Genomic DNA, 20,677 nt, shown 5'->3' with positions numbered 1-20,677 from the left:
CTCACAATATGGCAGAAAAGACTAAATACACAGAAGAGGAACTGGCCGAGTTTAAGGAGCTTATTCTGGAGAAGATTGCTCAGGCAACAAAGGACTTTGATCAATTGCGCTCCGGGGTGAGCAATGCGGATGGCAATGATGTGGCGGACACTTCCCCCACTTTCAAAGTACTGGAAGAAGGAGCCACCACCCTATCCAAAGAAGAGGCTGGCCGTTTGGCTCAACGCCTGATGAAGTTTATCCAGAACTTGCAAGCGGCGTTGGTGCGCATAGAAAATGGCACTTATGGCATTTGCCGAGAGACCGGCAAACTAATTCCCAAGGAAAGGCTCAGAGCTGTGCCTCATGCTACTTTGAGTATCGAAGCTAAGCTCAACGAAAAGAAATGAGAAATAAAAGGCATTGGCAAGGCCGGTATACGGCGTTGCTTGTCTTGTTGCTGTTGCTTATTGATCAGGTGATCAAGGTCGCAGTGAAGACTCATATGATGCTACAGGAGGAAATTTATATTACTGACTGGTTTCGCATCTACTTTATTGAAAACCCGGGCATGGCCTATGGGATCACCATAGGTAGCAAGCTGCTGCTCACACTTCTGAGGATCATAGCTATAAGCATTGCCGCTTATGCTGTTGTACAGATATCCAAAGCTCAACGCTGGTCCATGGGCTTTATGGCCTCATTGGCCGCAGTGCTAGCAGGTGGGCTGGGTAATATCTTAGATTCTATATTCTATGGGGTTATCTTCGGTGATAGCCATGGACAGGTGGCTTCGCTATTCCCTCCCGAAGGTGGGTATACATCGTGGTTCTATGGCAAGGTGGTGGACATGTTTTATTTCCCTCTTTTCACAACCACTTACCCTGAATGGTTCCCGATAGTGGGTGGTGAAGAGTTTACTTTCTTCAGTGCCATATTCAACTTTGCAGATGCTTGTATTTGCGTAGGCGGATTCTTCCTCATTGTTTGCTACCCACGCACTCTGTTCAAAGCAATGGGCATGGTGAAGAAGCCTCATTGGCTCACTCGCAGACAATAGAATAAAGTATGACTTTCGGGGCTGCTCTCAAACTGATTGCCTCCAAGCTGGGCAATTTTATCCGCAGACACAAAATCTTTTTGGCGGTACTGTTGGGCATATTGCTACTCATCCTGATCGGTCAGAGCCTGTTCCGTACAAGAAGCTCCTGGGATCGCATAGACAAGAGAAAACTGCTGAAAGTAACGATTGATCTGTATCAAACAGAAGGTTTTTTGGAGACACAATATGGCAGCTATGCTCCGGATTCTATTTTGGCACGAGCCTATGCTCACATCTTTCGCAAACATGGCGTGGATCGCATTGACTACGATAGTTCCATGCTTTGGTATTCGTTGCATCAGCCGAAGGCTTTGCAGGAGCTTTGGCAGGCTATACAGGATTCCTTGTCGGATCGCTTAGCCCTTGCAGACTCCTTGAGCAGGCATTATGATGCCATGCGCTTGAATATCCTTGCACGAAGAGAGGAAGTGAAAGATTCGGTCAATCTACTATCCTATCCCGATACTTCCACTACAATATTTTTGGGTCAACAGCTCTACTATCAGAAGTATGAGCGGAAATACATTTATGGAAGCAATGACTCTCATTTCTTTGAGTTTAATATTCGTCTGTTGGGTGAGATCCCGACTAAGCTCAATTCTGATTTACAGATAGGTCTCGCGATCATCGATTCGGACACGGTAAAGGCATATAAGACAAAACCCATTTATCGGGCTGGTATGCATAGACTTAGGTTAGCTGTGCCCAAGCAACTCAGTTCGTCTCCTAATGTCCGAGCCTACCTCTTAGCTCAAGCGGCTGCGGATTCCTTGTACACACATCCGATACCCGTACTGATAGACAGTGTGAGTCTGATTCGCTGTCAGCATGCCCGACTCGATTCTGCTGCCTCGACCTCTGCTCCGGACCCATCACTTCAATAGAGGAATGCGTTACGCTGCTCACTATTTACTTTGCAAAGGATATTGTCTGCGATGGCCGTTGGTGGGACTCTCTCCTAATGGCAATGTGAGTCTGGATTTGTTCGAACGGGAGACACATAGTGTAGCTTTTTATCCGGGAGTACTCGAGCTTCGTCCTCTGAATGAGGAAAAGAGCAAAGAGGGAACGTTTCTCACCTCCTTTTCTGTACAAGCCGATCCGGACGCAAGTATCGGTATTTCAGCACTTACCCGTTGCATCGAACTGAAAGAAATGCGACAGCTCATAAGCACTCTTTCTGGGCCATTCTCTCTGCATCTACTCCGCTTGGAGTAAGTTTCTCCTCTTACTACATCGCTCCGGATGAAGCCTCATCACGAGAAAGTTTCTTTTTTTATGTGCTAAAAAAGGGCTCTATCGAAAAGAAATGACAAAAGGACTTAGAAGCCGGAAGATTCGCGATAGAAGTCCAATCCTTCTCGTATATCCGATTCGCTAAGCGGAGCATCAATGACATACTCTCCGATAGCTCGGAGGGCGACAAAGGAGATTCCGTTGCCTCTATTCTTTTTATCATTCATTGCAAAGTCTACAATTCGCTTGTACATATTGCATCTGAGAGGGAAAGGCGAGTAATATTCCCGAGCAAAATAAACAAGGGACTGCAACTCATCAGAGGGAAAACCATAGCGACGATGACTGATATATGTCTCGGCAATCAAACCTATCAGTACCGCTTCCCCATGGGTAAGAGAAGGAAGAGAATCGGATTCCAACGCCAGACTCTCTACTGCATGTCCGATAGTGTGTCCTAAGTTCAATACTTTGCGTAGGCCTCCTTCCTGTGGGTCCTGCGCTATTAAATTGGCTTTGAAACGAGCCGATTGTTCAATAAGATCGTATAGGGAGTCGTTTAATAACAAGGGATCACGGCCTCGGCAATTATCCCACTCCGCTTTCGTTTGTAACAGGCTGTGCTTGACAAGCTCAACATATCCGGATAGAACCTCCCGAGGCGGCAAAGAAGAGAGAAAACCGGGATCGACAGCCACAACTTCTGCTTGATGAAAACTTCCGATTATATTCTTCAGTCCCAACCAGTCGATACCGGTCTTTCCACCTATTGCCGCATCCACCATCCCCATTAGAGAGGTGGGGACATTGATCGTGCGCATTCCTCTCTTGAAAACGGAGGCGGCAAAGCCTCCCAGGTCGGTCAGCACTCCTCCTCCTATATTGATGAGCAGCGAATGCCGGGAGGCTCTCTCTCCCTCTAACCATTGCCAAATCTCCAAACAGCTCTGCAAATTCTTGCGACTTTCGTCTATCACCCAGATCTTTTGCCTGATGGTTGGGATTTTTGCCAACAAAGGGCGCAACAAATCCTCATGCGCACTCATTACGGCTTCATCTATCAGAGCAAAAAGCTTATCAGGCTGCATTTGCTCCAACAGATCCGCAATAGGCCGGCCGAGACAAGCTCGACCGGCTATGATACGACTGCTCAGATATTTGTGTTCTAAGAGCAATTTAAGCTTCCAAATTGGCCAATTTGAGGATCGAACGGACAGCGTCTTTCAGTCCGGCTGCATCTTTTCCCCCCGCTGTAGCAAAGTGGGGCTGACCACCACCACCACCGCGTATAGCCTTGGCAGCCTCACGAACGATCTTGCCGGCATCATGGCCTTGCTCGACCAAGGAGCGAGACAGAGCAACAGTCAGGGTCGGTTTGTCCTCGAATACAGTGCCGGCAACAAAGAAGTAAGGCTCCTTCATGGCACTGTCTATTCTCAAGGCAATATCACGCACAACGTCAGCAGGGAGTTCTTCTTCCAGACGGAAGAGACGCAGCCCATTAACGCTTTGTGTGGACTGCAAAAGCCGATCACGTATATTTGCAGCTTGCTGCTTGAGCATTTCGGCACGTTGCTTTTTCAGGCTATTTGTCTCATCAATAAGTTTGCTTAGAGCTTTCAAGGGCTGAGGGTTATTGCCCAACAAATCTTTCAGTTGGGTAAGTAAATCGGCCTGTTCGTATAAATACTGCTCAGCGTTGGCAGCGGTAACAGCTTCGATACGTCGAATACCTGCTGCAATAGAGCTTTCACTCACGATACGGAAAGTACCGATCACCCCGGTGGATGGCACATGAGTACCTCCACAAAGCTCTATGGAAGAGCCATACTTAAGCACACGCACTTCCTCGCCATACTTTTCTCCAAAGAGAGCCATAGCTCCCATATCCATCGCTTCTTTGATCGGGATATTTCGTTTCTCTTCGCGTGGATAATCTCGTCTGATGCGGAGAGTGACCAGCTGTTCTACCTTCCTGATTTCTTCTTCACTCAATTTAGAGAAGTGAGAAAAGTCGAAGCGCAGAACTTCAGGACTTACAAAAGAACCTTTTTGCTCAACGTGTGTGCCGAGAATTTCTCGCAAGGCTTCGTGCAGCAAGTGGGTGGCCGTGTGGTTGCATTCGGCAGCCAAGCGACGTTCCACATTGATACGAGCTACAAAATCGGTAGAGGGATCTCCGGGTAACTTCTCCATCAGGTGCACCGGCAGGTTATTTTCCCGCTTCGTATCGAATATGGGGTATTCTTTTTCGCCCTCATCGATAAGCCAACCACTGTCTCCTACTTGTCCACCCATCTCTGCGTAGAAAGGAGAAGCCGAGAGTACGACCTGGTAGTATTGTTTGTTTTTCTGCTTGATCAGACGGTAGCGAAGGATGCGACACTCCACTTCGGTGTGATCATAGCCGACAAAAGTCGTCTCCCCTGCTGCGATCTCCACCCAGTCTTCTGTTTCTGTTGCAGCTGCGTTGCGAGCACGGTCTTTCTGCTTTTGCATCTCCGCTTCAAAGCCTTTGATATCTGCGCTCATATTATTTTCACGCAAGATCAGCTCGGTAAGATCCAATGGGAAGCCGTAGGTATCATAGAGGGTGAAAGCATGTAGACCATTCAGCTCGGTAGAACCGGCTGCTTTGGCCTCGGCTATCTGTCTATCAAGCATCTTGATACCGGTCTCGAGAGTACGCAAGAAACTCTCTTCTTCCTCTTTAATCACTTTCTCTATCAATTGCTGCTGGGCTTGCAGTTCGGGGTAAGCCTCTCCCATCACATCGATGAGAGTGGGCAGAAGGGTGTACATGAAAGCCGAGCGTCTATCAAGGAAGGTATAACCGTAACGGACAGCTCGACGCAAGATGCGGCGTATCACATAACCAGCCTTGGCATTGGAAGGCAATTGTCCATCCGTAATAGCGAAAGCGATAGTACGTATATGATCGGCAATTACACGCATGGCTATATCAACCTGCGGATTATCTCCATAGCTTTTGCCAGATAGATTGCCAATTGCTTGTATCAGTGGCTGGAAAATATCGGTATCATAGTTCGAGCTCTTACCCTGCATCGCCATACAGAGTCGTTCAAAACCCATCCCCGTATCGATCACTTTGTGAGGAAGAGGAGAGAGATGACCATCAGAATGGCGGTTGTATTGCATGAAAACAAGGTTCCATATCTCTATCACTTGGGGATGATCCTTATTTACCAACTCTCGCCCATCAACTTGAGAACGTTCGGCATCGCTACGTATGTCTATATGTATCTCCGAACAAGGCCCACAAGGCCCGGTATCGCCCATTTCCCAGAAATTGTCTTTGCGATTTCCGTTGATGATCCTATTCTTTGGCAAATGTTTAGCCCAGTAGCTCGCAGCTTCGTCGTCACGCTCTAACTGTTCTTCGGCACACCCCTCGAAAACGGTTGCGTAGAGCCTATTGGGATCGATTTGCAATGTTCCTACCAGAAACTCCCAAGCCCAATCGATGGCCTCAGCCTTGAAATAGTCACCAAAGCTCCAGTTGCCGAGCATCTCGAACATAGTGTGATGATAGGTATCGCGACCGACTTCTTCCAAATCATTGTGTTTGCCACTGACTCGCAGACATTTCTGCGAATCGGCCACTCGTTTGTATTTCGGTTCGCTGTTACCAAGGATAATGTCCTTGAACTGGTTCATCCCAGCATTGGTAAACATCAATGTCGGGTCCCCCTTAATAACCATGGGTGCCGAGGGTACTATCTTGTGCCCCTTAGAGGCGAAAAAATCTAAAAATGATTGACGAATTTCTTTCGCAGTCTTCATACTTAGCTATATAACGTTTGTGGTCACAAAAATACGCTATATATGTGAGAGTGACGAGTATTACTCCAATGAGGCTATTGTGACCAAGGTATAGGTCTGGATACAACAATCCCCGGCCGAAATAAATACGGTCGGGGATTGCCTTGCTGTATCAGGACCAGTAAGATCCTTTGTTGGATTGTTCAGCGAACAGCCGTTTCAGCAGCTTTTCTATTTTCCTCTTTGTTGAGAACCGCTTGTCTGTTGCCGGCAGCGATAGCACGATCGAAGTAGACCTCCGCCTGATCATACTTTCTCTGCATCGCCAAAGCACAACCGATATTGTTGAGAGCTTCGGGCAAGTCTTGTGCTTTCATCAGATAGTTGAGTGCTTCGGCTGGCCTTCCTGCTTCGATCTCTGCTGCTCCACAGTTGAGATTAGCAATGGGATCGGCAGGAAACAGATTGTGCGCAACTCTGAATACTTGCGCAAAATCCTCACTCCCTTTCTCAAAAGAATTAGCTACCTGAAACAATTCATCCAAACTCAACTGACTCGGCTTGCGATGGTACACTTCCTTAGCCTCTTGCAGATCGAAAGCCTTTACCACGTAGGAGACACTGGCTACGTTTCGGCGCAATCTGGGGTAATAGTCCTCAAGCAGATGGTTCAAAGTCTTCCCCTTGTCAAGTTTGTTGATAGCCGCTTCTCGCTGCAAATCAGTCTCTTTGGTATCTATGATATTGAGGATCTCCTCTTTGTATTCGAGAGAGGAAGTCTCAACCAAATTCTTCAGTCCATCCCAATCCTCTCCATGCCAGTCTATTTTCATTTTGCTGTCCGAAATTCCGTAGGTGTTTTTGAGGAAAGAAGCGAACGTATAGGCTCTATTTTTGGAGAGTGTGATATTGCTTTCGAAACGTCCTTCCGGTGAGGCATAGCCGTCTATCTTGAAGTCGGAAACCTGCAAATTAGAATCTCCCAAAATGCTCTTGACGAACTTATCCACTCGAGCTATTTCTCCGGCATTACCCTTGTAGTCTACAAGCAAATCATGCTTGCCTTGTTTGTAATTGAAGAAAGCCTCAAGGCTCTCAGCCCGATGCTTGACCGCTTCTACTTTTGGCTTAACATATTCGGCCACGAGACGAGGTTGATAAGGATCGGGGAAAAGTTTCGAGACCAATTGAGATATGTAAGTTCCGTCATTACAACCAGCACAGCCAGTCACTTCTTCCACAACAGAGAAATTAGCCGAATGCATCCATGGTCGATAGTCTATTATTCCCTTTATCTCTATCGTTTGAGGTTCCTTGTTTTTCCTTTTCAGCACTCGATCCATACAGTAAGTTGTATCACTGCCAAGCTCCACAGCCCTGCGGATGGCTCTGTAACGGTTAGCTCCCACCACCCAATAGGAGTCAAGAAGCAGAGAGTCTCGTTTGTCGGACGAACGCAAAATAGGAGTGATACGGATTTGCTGGGTAGATTTGAGCTTTACTTTGCTCAGATCGACCGTGTATCTCATTTCGATCTTTGAGATTTCTCCATTCTGCAACAGACGATTTACGTGATAATTCTCATAAAGGACTTGCCCTTCGTATGGATTTTGGGCAGCCGACTGTCGGGCACAAATAACGCTCAATAGGAGCAACAAATAGATGGTCAATCGTTTCATCATGTTCTTCTTTTTTTAATCGCAAACATATAGGTCTGCACGCCCTATGTCTGTCTAAATAATATCACTCGAAACAACTTGGCAGTAGGTATTTCCAAGCCTTATCAGGATTACACCCAAATGTACAGCAAAATCAGATGTCAAGCAGGTCTCTGCGAGAAAATCAAAGAAATGTGAGACGAAAAGAAAGAAGGATATGAATCTTCTGGAAGAAAGCCTATGCTCGTTCCTCAGCTTAATCTAAAAAAGCTCCCAAGCCTTCCTTTCGTGAGAGGTTTCTTTCCCAACTTAAAAAAGGGGGGGGCTATTGTCTTGATCTTGATTAAAAGCGTGTCATCAGCTCTACAACAATCTTATCCTGCTCAGAAATCTTGATCGGGGCTTCTTTGCTATAGAAATACTTCTCATAATTGATCCGTATATCCGACACAAAAGGTTTGGCCAGACTGAATGTGAGCCCAGCAGTTGCCCGATGTCGCTCTGCATCGGAGAGTTGCAACTTCCGATCTGGTCCATAGATGCCATTGCTATGATCTCCCATATAATCATATCGGCAAAGGAAAGAGATCTTCTTGAAAAGCCTACGGACAGGTAAGTCATAACAAATAAAAGCATCAACCGCACTCACATCGGGGAAAGCACCCTTCTCATACTTCTTGAGCATATACTCCGCTTCCAAGTGCCAAGGTCCGGCGTGGTAATACATTCCTCCGTTGTACATGTAAGTAAAGACATCGCCAGTCTTACTCTTTTGCATACTGAGTGTCAGATTAAATCCGGAGGGAGAGAGTAGCTGTAGCTTGGTGGAAAAATTGAAATTGTCTGTCCAGAAGTTCTTGTTCTCATACAAGCCCGATCCGTTAAAAATACCGGCTTCCAGGATGATGGGCAATCGAGTCTGGATCTTGTAGTACGCCGCAGCCCCCACATCTCGGACATTGCCGACCTGCTTAGCTATGAAAGATCGGTTGGCGAAATACTGTTCGTGTGGCGAGCGGTGAGCATCAATCGTAAAAGGCACTCTCATTTGCCCGATGGTGAAACGTCCGTTTTGTATCGGATTTAGTCGCACATAAGCATCGAGCATCCGTATCCGCCCCTCATCAGACAGATCTACTTCACTCTTGTATTGCAGATGCTCGGTGACATACCCGGAAATTCCAAAACGAGCATTCCGAACACCAAATCGCCCTTTATTTATATCAGGCTGATATTCAAACTTTCCCCGCACCGTCCCTCTTATCTCTGGCAAAAAGGTCTTCTCCTGCTGGGCATAACCGACAAAAACAGATGACAAGACAGAAAAAACGAAAAGGATAAAGCAGTAGAAGAAAGAACTAAGAACAGATCTCATAGACGAAAATGCAACTGGTAGCTAATTAAGACGAAGTGGGAGGATTGGTTTGCCGGTACTGAGAAGGAGTACAATTCATTTGCTTTTTGAAAGCGCGAGAGAAGTAGGATTGCTCACTAAAACCGGTCAATTCGCTGATTTCGAGGATTGTCTTGTCCGTATCTCTCAAGAGCTTGCAGGCATGCCGTATCTTGATATGCAAAACATAGATGCTCGAAGACATCCCACATACAGCTGTCAGCTTACGGTTGAGCTGAGAGAGACTCACATGCATACGATCGGCCAACATCGGAGAACTGAAAAGAGGGTTAGTCATCTCTTCATATACAATATCCGAGACTTCTTTCAGGAAAGCTTGCCCAATCATATTGCAATCCGGAAGAGGCATCTCTCCTTCACCTTTGTCTTCTTGCAGGAGATTCATATAATGCTTCTTCAGAAGCTTACGGTCTGCCAATATATTATCTATCCGGAGCCTCAATTCATCAGTAGAAAAAGGCTTGACCAAATAGGCATCTGCTCCGCTTTTGAGCCCCTCGAGTCGCTCTACTTCGGATGTAAGAGCCGAAATCATAATCACCGGTATATGGTTTAGCAACTTGCTTTCCTTGATCGCTCGGCACATATCGGTACCTTTCATCTGAGGCATGAGAATATCGGTAATTATCAAATCAGGAACTAACTCCTGTGCCTTAACCAATCCCTCTTTTCCATTCCCGGCAAGTACTACATTGTATGCATCTTCGACGAGCAGCTTCACCACAAAACCGACATCCTTGTTGTCCTCCACCAGCAAAATAGTTGGTCTATCGTCCTGCATAGGGGAATCCTCTACTTCGGTCTCATCTGTACAGAACTCCTCTCCATCGAGCTTAGGCATATCGGAAGGATTGGCAATCCATGGCTTGATAGGGCGAGGACTGGTGTTTGTGATGGGAAGTGTTACCGTGAAAGTGCTCCCTTTTCCCAACTGACTCTGGACTTCTATTGTCCCTCGAAGATTTTCGACCAAAGTCCGAGTAAAGGACAGGCCGATACCACTCCCTCCTCCGGATTCGGCAGACGCACTTCGGTAGAAAGGCTCGAATATCCGATCCAAATCTTCCGAAATAATGCCAACACCGGTATCGACCACTCGGATTACAAGTTTATTACCTCGCCCATGTGATAGAGACAGACGGACACTGTCGCCCGATCGGCTGTATTTGATCGCATTGGAAACCAGATTGGAAAGTATCTTCTGTACATAGGACGGTACAAAATCGATTTCCCAACTTGGGACATCATGCTCAAAGCGGAAGCTTATCTCCTTGCCGGAAGCAATTACGCCAAATGGCTCCATCAATAGGTTGACAAACATGACAATATCTCCATGTCTCCAATCCGGCACTGTGACACCCTTTTGAAGTTTGGATATATCCAACAGTTGGTTAATCAGGCTCAACAACTGCTGTCCCTGCCTGCGGATAGAGGCTCGAAACTTATCCGCATCTTCAGGAGACAAATCTCTCGATCGACTCATTTGATCATTCAAACCCAGCATCACCGTAATAGGGGTACGGAACTCGTGGGTTATTCCGGCAAAGAAATCGGAACGCATCGTATCGATCTTCTTGAGGAGCTTATTGTTTTTCACCCCCTCGCGATAGGCATAGCCAACAAGCAGAAGAAACACCGCCAATACGGCAATGGCAGCCCAGGAAGAATACATATAAGCCTCATTCTCCTTTTGCTGCTGCATATTAAGTTCCTCGAGTTCCTCTATTTTTTGCTCACTCTTATTGCGTTCGTAATTGACACGCACATCCAACATACGGTTGATGTTTCGGGTTGCGTTGATTGTATCGCTTATGCGTGAGCTTTGTACAAAATAGTCGAGAGCCTGTTGATAGTCCTTCGTCTCTTTGGCATAATCTTGTCGGAGCTTGTAGATGTCTACCAGATGAGACAGTGAATTGATGTTTTTCGCCTCTTTCTCCGCTGATTCTATGTACTTCTGATACCCGGAGTAATTCTTCTGCTTTAGGCTGACACGAGCCAATGGAATACAAGCTCCCAACCAATGCCATTTATCCCCGATGTCGAACATTTGCTGGTAAGCTTGTTGGTAATAATGTTCAGCTAAGGCATTTTGCTCCTGCTCTTCCAAAATAGATCCCAAAAAGATATAACACAAGCCCATTCCCAGAGGGCTATTGGCTAAGCGATTTTGCTCCAGAGAGAGCAAAAAGTAGGAGCGAGCCATGTCGTAATGCTTGCGTCTCTGGCTGATTGTTCCCAGGTTGGCGTAGTTAATGGCAATTCCCAGATGACTGCCTAACCTTTGTTCTCCTTCTAAAGCCTTGACAAAGTAGGCTTCGGCCTCATCGTAGTACTTTAGCTCCAAATTGACATTGCCAATTCCGTTGAATGCCGCAACCTGATTCTTCGTCCAATCCGGATCGCCCTCTGCCACGTGCATATCGGCAAGTTCTAATGCCTTATAGTGATACTCCGAGGCCTCTCCCAAGGCTCCGATGCGTCGGAAGTCAGTCCCCAGATCATTGAGTATACGCGCCATTTCGGCCGAGTCACCCAATTCTATGGCTACATCCAAACCTGTTTGATGATAATTAAGAGCCTCAGTATAGCGAGAAGCATTTCTCATGGCCTTGCCTAATGTCCGATAGAGGATCATCTGCTTGAGCAAGTCTCCCTCTGCCTTACTTTCTGCAAGCAGGACAAGCAACGAATCCGCTGTAAGTTTTGAGGCATTGAGTTCCTGCTCTGTTTGCCTCTTTTTGGAGCGGTATTCGGCTGTAAGTGTTCTTTGCTCCTCTTTTTTACAGCCTAAAAGAGCAAGCAACAGCAACAACCCCAAAGCTATTGCCTTTTTTATAGTACAGTTCGAGAATCTTCCTGTCACTTGCAAATCTCTTAGATTTTAGAAACAGTATGCTGTATTCAGAGGATTTTATCTTTTCTTTCTTTCGAAACGAATCTCAGAAGACAAAAACAACGCAAATGTAACAAAAAAGTGGCACAAGACTGGTTGTCCTGCGCCACTCGCTTTCTCTTCGTTGCACGTTTCTCCCGGCTGCTTTTTGCGAAGTCTTCAGTACCTCTCCTTTTCTTCATTCATAGTCTTCCCTCGTTTCCTCCAATTTTGGTAATTTGGCTTTTTTTAAAAACACTTTAGTCAGACCTCGCCGCCTCTCTCCTTGTCCATATTACAGTTTCTTTCTTAATTCGATATTCTCCCATCTGTTAAGAATTAAACAAAAGCACTTTTCCTCTACAAAATAAAGAACTGCTTCGTACCCTTCAGACCTTCTCGAAAACTTCGCTCAGCTCTCTATCTGAAAATTGGGTTCATTCTCTGAGAGCAAATGTATTATCTCTTGTGTCAATTAACTTGAAGTATATGCGCATCTTTTAGTACAAATTACGCAAAATGTAGGATCAAATAATCCTAATACACCTTTGACATATGACATAAATATTTATAAAACAGCATATTAAATACTGATACCAAGAGAAAAGAGGAGATATAAAGAAAGGAAAGAGGATTTCTCTTTTTTACAGAAAAAGGAGAAAAAGCATTGGAGAAAAGAAGAGTTATTTTAACTCATAAATTAGGCCTGACTTGGCAGGAGGGAAGCAAGCAAAAAGAGGGATCATGGAGTGTAAAAAAACAAAGCATCATAGTCCTATGTCGTATTAGTTCGGCTCTCACTAAAGGAGAGAATATGCACCTGCCGAAAAACAGGGGAGAACTTATTTTGAAGCTATTACCGAGCTCTTACAACACAATTGGAAGACCATCACATAGGCTATTACATAGAATCAACAGCTTCTGTATGCAAAAAGGCCAAATAGAGCTTTCCTACCTAATAGAGAGGGCTCGAAATCACTATCTTTGGGGCATGGATACTTCAGATCAATCTATTTTTGGTAAAGAAGTCATTGACTTTGCGCGAGTAGGTGTGGAGTTTGCGTCGCTTTTAGAGAATTGTTTGCACGGCAACAAGCGAGATTTCGTAGACCGTGCAGTGAAAATACTGCCTTTGCTCTATCTGCATACTCAACTGCTCCCGGCCTATGACTACGATCAAGAGACTGACTATGCTCCGGTCTTCGTGGGAGAGACGATGTATGACGATGTGCGCAACAGTGTAGAACAATTGTTGGGGGAAGATAATAGCTTCCTGACAACCCTTCACCAAGATATGCAGTATAGTGACACACCCATTGGTGCAAGTTTAGGTGAGTGTTTGGCCGATGTGTACCAGCAAGTAGTTGATCTCTTGGGTAATATCAGAGAGGCCGAAGAATACACCTCTATTGTAGCTATCGGACGAGCCAAATTCTATTTCATAGACTATTGGGGTGAGCGTCTCCTGGCCACATTGGGACCTCTGCACCGTTTGCACCGTTTGCACTGCTCTCTCTTGGGAGATGACACAACAGACGAAGAGCCCTATCGGGAAGAGCCAGAACAATAAGAAGAACTACCTCTGCACATCCCTCTACACAAAAACCTAACTATACACTCAATGCTATCGGCTACCATAGACAAAGAAATAGTATCGACCTTCGAGCAAGAAAGCTTTCCCGGGCAGATACACGTGATAGACACTCCGGAAGCCTTGCCGGATACAATCGGGTACCTCTCTCGTCAGCGAGTGCTCGGCTTCGATACGGAAACAAAACCCTGCTTCACCAAAGGATGCCGCACTTTGGTCTCTCTATTGCAACTCTCCACACCTACCGACTGCTTCTTGATCAGACTCAACAAGACAGATATGACCGAGGAGATCAAATCATTGCTGGAGAATCCCGAGATACTCAAGGTAGGATTGAGTATACACGACGACTATATTTCCTTACGCAGACGAATGGAGTTCCAGGCTGAAGGCTTTGTAGAGCTCCAACGCCTTTGCCCTGCCTATGGGATCAAAGAGAGCGGTCTACGAAAAATCTATGCAATCATTTTTGGCAAAGCGATCAGCAAGGCACAGCAGCTAAGCAACTGGGAAGCTCCAACCCTCAGCCCGGCACAGCAACGATATGCCGCTTTGGATGCCTGGGCTTGCTTGAAGATATACGAGTACTTGATGTCGCTACCAGTCCCCTCCCCTACTCAATTTGCACTTCTATGAACGATATAGCAAAACTTACTCTAAAGGCCCACAAAGAGGAGAGCCTCAAACGTTTTCATCCGTGGATTTTCTCCGGAGCCATTGCCGGAATAGACAGAGAGATCGACGAGGGAGATCTTGTAGCCGTTTATTCCGCTAACGGAGATCCTCTTGGAATAGGACATTTTGCCCCCTCTACCATAGCTGTGAGAATGCTCTCTTTCGATACAGGAGAAACCATAAATCGTGACTTCTGGCTCAAAAGACTCTCTGCAGCCTATAAGTTGAGGGAAAGCCTCGGGCTTATCTCCAACGAAAACAACTCCTACCGTTTGGTACATGGAGAGGGAGACAATTTGCCTGGTTTGATTATAGATGTGTATGGCGATACAGCTGTAATGCAAGCACATACCCTGGGGATGCACAATGTTGCCGGCCTCATTGCAGAATTGCTTCCCGAAATAACAGGTGGAGCTGTGCAGGCTGTGTACTACAAGAGTGCCAACACTCTACCCCATATGGCTGATGTGGAGGTAGAAGACGGCTTTATCTTCGGCAATAACTCTAATGTGAATGTAGCCAGGGAAAACGGTCTACAGTTCTACCCCGACTGGAAACGTGGGCAAAAAACAGGCTTTTTCCTCGATCAAAGAGACAATAGAGCTTTGCTCAAGGCTTATGCCGATGGGCGCAGGGTTCTGAATATGTTTTGCTACACAGGTGGGTTTTCTCTCTTTGCATTGGCGGGGAATGCCGAAAAAGTCGTTTCTGTCGATAGCTCATCCAAAGCGATAGATCTGGCTGTGCGAAACGTAGCTCTCAACTTTGCAAACTCTACCAGACATCAAGCTGTGGCTGAAGATGCATTCCGCTATTTGGAGCAAATAGAGAAGGGGGCCTATGATCTCATCGTCTTGGATCCTCCGGCTTTTGCCAAACACCGTAAAGTACTGCACAACGCACTGAAAGGCTATCGTCGTCTCAATACAATAGCATTCGAGAAAATTGCTTCAGGAGGAGTTGTGTTTACTTTTAGCTGCTCGCAGGCTGTCAGTAGAGAAGAATTTAGGCAAGCCGTTTTCTCCGCAGCAGCCGCAGCCAAGCGAGAAGTGCGCATCCTGCACCAAATGACACAGCCTTCCGACCACCCGATCAACATTTATCACCCCGAAGGCGAATACCTCAAAGGCTTGGCCCTGTACGTAGACTGATAGGACAGAGCCAACACGGCCGTCTCATGCTCCGTTAGAAGCGATAATTGAAGCCAAAGCTGGTCAGTTCGTTTGTCTGTAAATAACGCCCCAAAACATTTGCAATAGGAGCCGAGTCGTCGTATCTGAGATAGAGATAGAGGCGAGTGGAGAAGTGTTTGGTAAGTGCCAAATTGATAGTATTCTCCCACTCTGCAGTAATGGATTGATACGAAGTGATATAGTATAGTCGGGATTGCCAACTGAGGTTTAGATTAAAGTCTACAGCAAACTCCGCTTTCACACTGGAACCGACCCGTTGCAAGAATTGCTCTCCTTTCTCAAAGCCATGTCTCGGCAAATCGATGTCACTCCGGGGACTCCATTTCATGTTGTAGGAAAAAGGAGCAAGATTGAGCTTGAGTTTGAATTTCCGACCATAGACCTTATGGCTCTTTTTCTCCAGTGCATACTGCATACCCAAGCCAAAATCCAAAGAAAGTGGAGCCAAGAAAGCTGCTTGTATCTCTCTGGAATTCTCTTTGTGAGCCGTAAAAAGCTGGGTACGGGTTTCCATGTCGGCAGAGTAATACCAACGACGATAAGCCTGATAGCCAAAATTGCTGCGCAAACGCAATAAGTCATCGGCAACACGATATTTGCGCAATGTATCTCCCTGTGCATTATAAACGCTTAGCTTAGCTTCCAACTCATTATTCCACTTTACCTTTCCTCTTTTGTATTCTATTGCGAGGAAATCACGAGAAAAAAGATTGATATTGCTTGCTCCGCCTTTGTGCCAGTTGGAGGAAACATAGTTTTGCGAAAACTGCAATGTACTTTCAAAACTGGGGCTCCAGTACTTTCGCTTCTTCAAGACGGTATTTAGACCAGCCAACCAACGTATATTGTCCTCCTGCATCGCTGCGATCGAGTCGGCCAAATATATCGTTTCAGGCTTTATGTCGGAGAGATTGATTCGATATTTGTTCAACTCCTCTTGACTATAAGCGAATAGCTCGGGACGACGATACGACAGTCTCTCCCAAATCTTGCGTATTTGCTGTTCGGCCCTCATCTCCTCCGGCAGAGAGTAAGACAAACCTCCCTTCCTTATGTTCGGGGTATTCAGACCGGCCTCCACCGGCAAATGGTCTATGTGAGAGCTGGGATAGCTCCGCACCCAAGGGATAACAAGCAGTCTGGTAAATACCACGGATGCTGCCGTGTGGAAAGACGCAGGGATAGCCCCACCCGAGAAGTAGTAGCGCAAGAGAGGGTGTCCGTCGGGGTTGTACTCCATTCGCAAAAGCTCTAACGCAGCACTTTCGGCTTCTGCCGGCTCTCTGTCTAAGTAGAGATGGAGTGTTTCAAGCGTGACAACAGAGTCGGTCTTTTCTTGCTGGGCCGACAAAGAGAAACCACAACAGAGTAGCGCACAACAAAACCAAAGAGAGAACCGACGGGTAATAAAGCCCCAATTTGCAACTATTCTCATCGAAAATGACCGGAAGAGAAGGGAAACGTATTATTCGTAAAAATACAAATCAAAAAAGGATGGTATCCTGCTGAGTCGGAGCTGCTTCTTCGTTTTGCTGCAAATCTTCTGCCTCCTCATTGTCCTCGGCTTTCTGCGTCTGCTCTATCTTGGCTTGGTATCGCTTACGTATCTCCATTATGTTGTGGAGGTTTCGGCTTAGGGTAGGCATTCGATCCAATTCGATGATTAGTTCATCGTTATCTAACTCTGCCAAGCTCAATATGACGGGCTTAAAGGTTATCTGCTCCAGGCGTTTAGCTCCGTAATACTGGTCTATCAATTCTTTCTCGCGCTGGCGTATTTCCTGACTGTTACTTGCCGTCAGGGTTGGGAAACCAGGCTTTTCCTGGATCCCCTGACTGATACTGGCCCGAGTTGTGCTGAAGTCAAATCCGGACGCCAAAATCGTAACCTTGACCTTTTGTCCCAGAGACTCATCTATGGCATAGCCCCAAATGGCCTGATAGCGTGTTTCGATCTTAGCGGTCAATTCGTGTATAGCAGTGAATTCCTCCATCTGAACCTCCGACTCCGGGGAGTAGTAGATATTGATAAGGACCTTCTGTGCCTTGAAAATATCATTGTTGTTCAGCAAAGGCGAATTCAAGGCATCGTCTATGGCCTTCTGCATCCGGTTGTCTCCTTCTCCATAGCCGGAACTGATAATCGCAACTCCTCCATCCTTGAGTGTAGTCTCCACATCGGCAAAGTCCACATTGATCTGCCCCTTGATATTGATCATGTTGGAAATTCCGCTTGCAGCGTTGGTGAGTGTCTCATCTGCTTTCTTAAAAGCATTGGCTATGGAGTAGTCCTGATATATGGTACATAGCCTTTCATTATTCACCACCAGCAGAGCATCCACATTCTTGCGGATCTCTTCTACTCCTTCCAAAGCTTGCAAAATCTTCACCTTGCCCTCGAAGATAAAAGGAATCGTCACAATACCTACCGTGAGCAAGCCCATATCACGGGCGATCCGGCTTACTACGGGTGCAGCTCCCGTACCTGTTCCTCCTCCCATCCCGGCTGTAACAAAAACCATACGAGTCTGACCGTCATCGAGCATCTTGCGGATCTCCTGCTCACTGTTCTCTGCTGCTTTCCTCCCTATCTCGGGGCGGTTGCCGGCTCCCAAACCTCTTGTGATGGATTCTCCGAGTACCAGTTTGTTGGGGATACGACTACTGTTCAAGACCTGCTTGTCCGTATTGCAGAGGACAAAGCTGACATCTTTGATGCCGCTCATGAACATATTCTCTACCGCATTACCGCCACCGCCACCTACACCAATCACCTTGATCAGTATAGGGTTGCCGGTCTGTTCGTGTTGATAATTGAGAAGTTCGTCTTGCATTGCTACGGATTAGTTTTTTGTGTTGTTGTCTGTCTCGTCTCCATCTCCAAGAAAATCAAACAGCCTGTTGATCTTATCGCCGAAGATAGCTCCGATCTTGCTTGTCTTCTTTTCTTCGCTTTTTTTCTTTTTGAGACTACCTTTCTTCTCCTCGTTCTTTTCGTTGCTGTTATGCTCGATAGTGATACCGGATGATATGACATCGGCATTCTCGCCCTTTCTGCTCCAAGGATCAGTAGCGAGTTCATCAGTCTCTGTGCGTTCGCTTTTCTGCAGGGTTTCGTCTACATATTCAGACCAAGGTCTTTTGTTCGTGGTACAAGCCATATTGGCCATACGCAGCAAGCCGATAGCCGTGTAGAGCTTAGGTCTTAATGCTTCGTCCAGATCCCAACTGATGAGATCATGACGCAGCTGTATAGGATTGACTGCTTGCAACTCCTTGGTCAAGTAATCGATGAAGCCGTCCAACTGAGCACCCCCACCGCCTACCTGCATCCCGGCATCCAGCGTGTTCTGCAAGTTCGATATCTTAATGATGTTCACAATGTTTGCCAGGATCTCTTTCATTCTGGCAGCAGTGAGTTTCCCTATGTCGTAATATTTGATCACACGTTCGGTCTGCCGATCCGGGACTTTGATGCTCAAGGTTTTTTCCTTGTCGTTCTCTATGTTCATCGAGGCAGAATCCAGCTTGAGGGCCTCGGCATCGGCTTCCACCAAGCGAAGCGAAGTGAGGTCCATCGTAACGTTGGCCCCTCCCATGGGTAAAACCTGAAGCATAGCCAAAGTACCACTCTTGTAAATACAGACCGACGTGCACCCGGCTCCCAAGTCTATCTGACTGCAACCGAGGATGCGCTCCTCCGCCGACAGAGTAACCTCAGCCAAAGCAATAGGGGAGACCAGCAAACCTGCAAAGCCCAAGCCGGCCTTCTCTACTGCCAGCTGTACGTTGCGCTTGATAGAAGAGCGTGCCGAAACAATCTGAAAGACAGCCTCAATCTCTCTACACGGCATTCCCTGTGGCCGTAGAGCCTGCATACCATTAACGATGAAAAAGGGAGCCGTAATCATAAGCGTTTCACGACCCTCGGTGTATACACGCTCGACTTCTTCCGTAAACTCCTGTATCAACTCCTCCGAGATGATGATTTCTTCGGGGAAGGAGCGAGAAACGATATATTCGGTAGTGGAGAGAGACTGCGCACCGACCCCTACATAGACCTGTGAGATCGTCAAATTCTCCTCCAGATTCTTATCCAAAGCCGTTACAATTCGCTTGATGAGGGCTGCGGTACCGTCTACATTGTAGACATATCCATGCCGGATATTACCCAATGACGGCTCCTCTACGAAAGCTGTGGGATGAACGACATTGTCGGCATCCTTGTATCCGAGCATCCCAACAGAGGAGGCAGACCCAAGGTCTATCACGGCCATTATATCATGCATATTCATTGTGCTATATTGTTGCTTTTCATTGATGTCATAGACCAAGACCAGCCACAGGCAACCCCCCGGACTATTGACTCATACCTGTTTTTACACAGAAGGTGTGGCCGACGTTTGCACATGCGACTCTGCCGGGCGTTGTTTGGCCACTATTTGTCCGGCAAACTTAAGGTTTATCGTGCTATAAGCATCCCAGCCTGTGCGGGGGATAACCTGATTGATAAATACCTCCAACTTGTCCAGCTTATCTCTCCAATTAGGGGTCTTGCCGAGGATTATTTCCATATCTGCAATCCTTGAGAGCAAGCACACATCTCCATCCGGCCTGACATAGACTTGGGAAAAAAGATTTTTCCATGTCTGGTTTTGTTCGATCTCATTCACCAAATCGAATAAGCCGGTAACGGCAGCCAAACTATCCACCTGACCCGATACGACCAACAAGGGTAAAGAGTAGTCGATAGATACAGGCACAATTTGCCGCTCCTTAGTGACATGAAAAGACCTATTGTCCGACAGTTGAACAAAGAAATAGGGCTCATTGCAGACCAGTTTCAGATGCAACCTAAAGCTCGGGCTTAGGTATGCCTGCGCTTCCTTGAACAGCCCCGTCCCTTTCAGACGGCTCTCTATCTCAGGTAGCGATATGGAATCCACAGCCTGCCCCACCGGATAGCATTTCAGCCGTTTGAGTTCTCGCAGCACGTCTTGCTCGGTCATGCGCACATCCCCTTCCTCGTCGATCAACTTGATTTTCAGATCCCGACAAACATCCCTATCGCTACGATACAGGTTGTCTTTCGAGGAAAAGTACACCACTGCCCATCCGATATAGATGAGCAGAGCCAAAGCAAATATGCGTTTGAGTATCTTTTCCATCAT

16 protein-coding genes are annotated in these 20,677 nt (G+C 46.6%); 7 read left to right on the top strand and 9 right to left on the bottom strand.

The window, feature by feature from the left end; genetic code table 11:
* Positions 1–8: 8 nt before the first annotated feature.
* Genes DQN70_RS03865 through DQN70_RS03850 form a run of 4 tightly spaced genes read left to right on the top strand, consistent with a single transcriptional unit; the run spans position 9 to position 2,299 of the window.
* Positions 9–389: a TraR/DksA family transcriptional regulator gene (locus DQN70_RS03865; protein ID WP_023939885.1), complete on the top strand. Its 381-nt coding sequence runs from the start codon at positions 9–11 to the stop codon at positions 387–389.
* Positions 386–1,039 carry a lipoprotein signal peptidase gene (locus DQN70_RS03860; RefSeq protein WP_036887245.1) on the top strand — a complete coding sequence of 218 codons (654 nt, stop codon included), beginning with the start codon at positions 386–388 and terminating at the stop codon, positions 1,037–1,039. The genes DQN70_RS03865 and DQN70_RS03860 overlap by 4 nt, the downstream gene beginning before the upstream one ends.
* An 8-nt stretch (positions 1,040–1,047) precedes the next feature.
* Positions 1,048–1,965, top strand: a complete 918-nt coding sequence (locus DQN70_RS03855; protein WP_023939889.1) for a DUF4296 domain-containing protein — start codon at positions 1,048–1,050, stop codon at positions 1,963–1,965.
* 4 nt (positions 1,966–1,969) lie between these two features.
* Complete coding sequence (locus tag DQN70_RS03850; protein WP_023939890.1) at positions 1,970–2,299, top strand: hypothetical protein; 330 nt, start codon at positions 1,970–1,972, stop codon at positions 2,297–2,299.
* Positions 2,300–2,403: 104 nt separating this feature from the next.
* Here the strand turns inward: DQN70_RS03850 and DQN70_RS03845 are convergent, their stop codons facing one another.
* From DQN70_RS03845 to DQN70_RS03825, 5 genes are all read right to left on the bottom strand, one after another.
* On the bottom strand, positions 2,404–3,492 hold the full coding sequence (locus DQN70_RS03845) for a 3-dehydroquinate synthase (RefSeq protein WP_023939892.1): 1,089 nt from the start codon (positions 3,490–3,492) through the stop codon (positions 2,404–2,406).
* A gap of 1 nt (position 3,493) precedes the next feature.
* Complete coding sequence (gene alaS, locus DQN70_RS03840) at positions 3,494–6,121, bottom strand: alanine--tRNA ligase (RefSeq protein ID WP_023936559.1); 2,628 nt, start codon at positions 6,119–6,121, stop codon at positions 3,494–3,496.
* Positions 6,122–6,303: 182 nt separating this feature from the next.
* Complete coding sequence (locus DQN70_RS03835; RefSeq protein ID WP_023939894.1) at positions 6,304–7,782, bottom strand: DUF3868 domain-containing protein; 1,479 nt, start codon at positions 7,780–7,782, stop codon at positions 6,304–6,306.
* Positions 7,783–8,101: 319 nt separating this feature from the next.
* The gene (locus DQN70_RS03830) at positions 8,102–9,133 is read right to left on the bottom strand and encodes a porin (protein WP_023939896.1); all 1,032 of its coding nucleotides are present in this window, start codon (positions 9,131–9,133) and stop codon (positions 8,102–8,104) included.
* A 25-nt stretch (positions 9,134–9,158) separates the two neighbouring features.
* The gene (locus tag DQN70_RS03825) at positions 9,159–12,038 is read right to left on the bottom strand and encodes a hybrid sensor histidine kinase/response regulator transcription factor (RefSeq protein WP_023939898.1); all 2,880 of its coding nucleotides are present in this window, start codon (positions 12,036–12,038) and stop codon (positions 9,159–9,161) included.
* Between the two features lie 934 nt (positions 12,039–12,972).
* On the opposite strand from DQN70_RS03825, the gene DQN70_RS03820 reads away from it, so the two are divergent.
* The 3 genes from DQN70_RS03820 to DQN70_RS03810 are packed head-to-tail and all read left to right on the top strand — an operon-like array spanning position 12,973 to position 15,464.
* Positions 12,973–13,617, top strand: coding sequence for a DUF5063 domain-containing protein (locus tag DQN70_RS03820; protein WP_231968854.1), 645 nt, complete (start codon positions 12,973–12,975; stop codon positions 13,615–13,617).
* A 51-nt stretch (positions 13,618–13,668) separates the two neighbouring features.
* Positions 13,669–14,274, top strand: a complete 606-nt coding sequence (locus DQN70_RS03815) for a 3'-5' exonuclease (protein ID WP_023936550.1) — start codon at positions 13,669–13,671, stop codon at positions 14,272–14,274.
* Entirely contained in the window at positions 14,271–15,464 is a 1,194-nt protein-coding gene (locus DQN70_RS03810; RefSeq protein WP_023939902.1) for a class I SAM-dependent rRNA methyltransferase, read from the top strand. The genes DQN70_RS03815 and DQN70_RS03810 overlap by 4 nt, the downstream gene beginning before the upstream one ends.
* A gap of 34 nt (positions 15,465–15,498) precedes the next feature.
* Here DQN70_RS03810 and DQN70_RS03805 read toward each other — a convergent pair whose 3' ends face one another.
* The 4 genes from DQN70_RS03805 to DQN70_RS03790 all read right to left on the bottom strand — a co-directional run bounded on the left by DQN70_RS03805 (position 15,499) and on the right by DQN70_RS03790 (position 20,677).
* Positions 15,499–16,941 carry a DUF3078 domain-containing protein gene (locus tag DQN70_RS03805; protein WP_023939904.1) on the bottom strand — a complete coding sequence of 481 codons (1,443 nt, stop codon included), beginning with the start codon at positions 16,939–16,941 and terminating at the stop codon, positions 15,499–15,501.
* Between the two features lie 49 nt (positions 16,942–16,990).
* The gene (gene ftsZ, locus DQN70_RS03800; protein WP_023939906.1) at positions 16,991–18,340 is read right to left on the bottom strand and encodes a cell division protein FtsZ; all 1,350 of its coding nucleotides are present in this window, start codon (positions 18,338–18,340) and stop codon (positions 16,991–16,993) included.
* 9 nt (positions 18,341–18,349) lie between these two features.
* Positions 18,350–19,801: a cell division FtsA domain-containing protein gene (locus tag DQN70_RS03795; RefSeq protein WP_023939908.1), complete on the bottom strand. Its 1,452-nt coding sequence runs from the start codon at positions 19,799–19,801 to the stop codon at positions 18,350–18,352.
* Positions 19,802–19,885: 84 nt separating this feature from the next.
* Complete coding sequence (locus DQN70_RS03790) at positions 19,886–20,677, bottom strand: cell division protein FtsQ/DivIB (RefSeq protein WP_036887252.1); 792 nt, start codon at positions 20,675–20,677, stop codon at positions 19,886–19,888.

The organism is Porphyromonas crevioricanis, assembly GCF_900476255.1.
GTDB classification, from domain to species: domain Bacteria; phylum Bacteroidota; class Bacteroidia; order Bacteroidales; family Porphyromonadaceae; genus Porphyromonas; species Porphyromonas crevioricanis.
The sequence above is the reverse complement of the archived record's forward strand: the minus strand, read 5'-3'. Positions and strand labels throughout refer to the sequence as shown.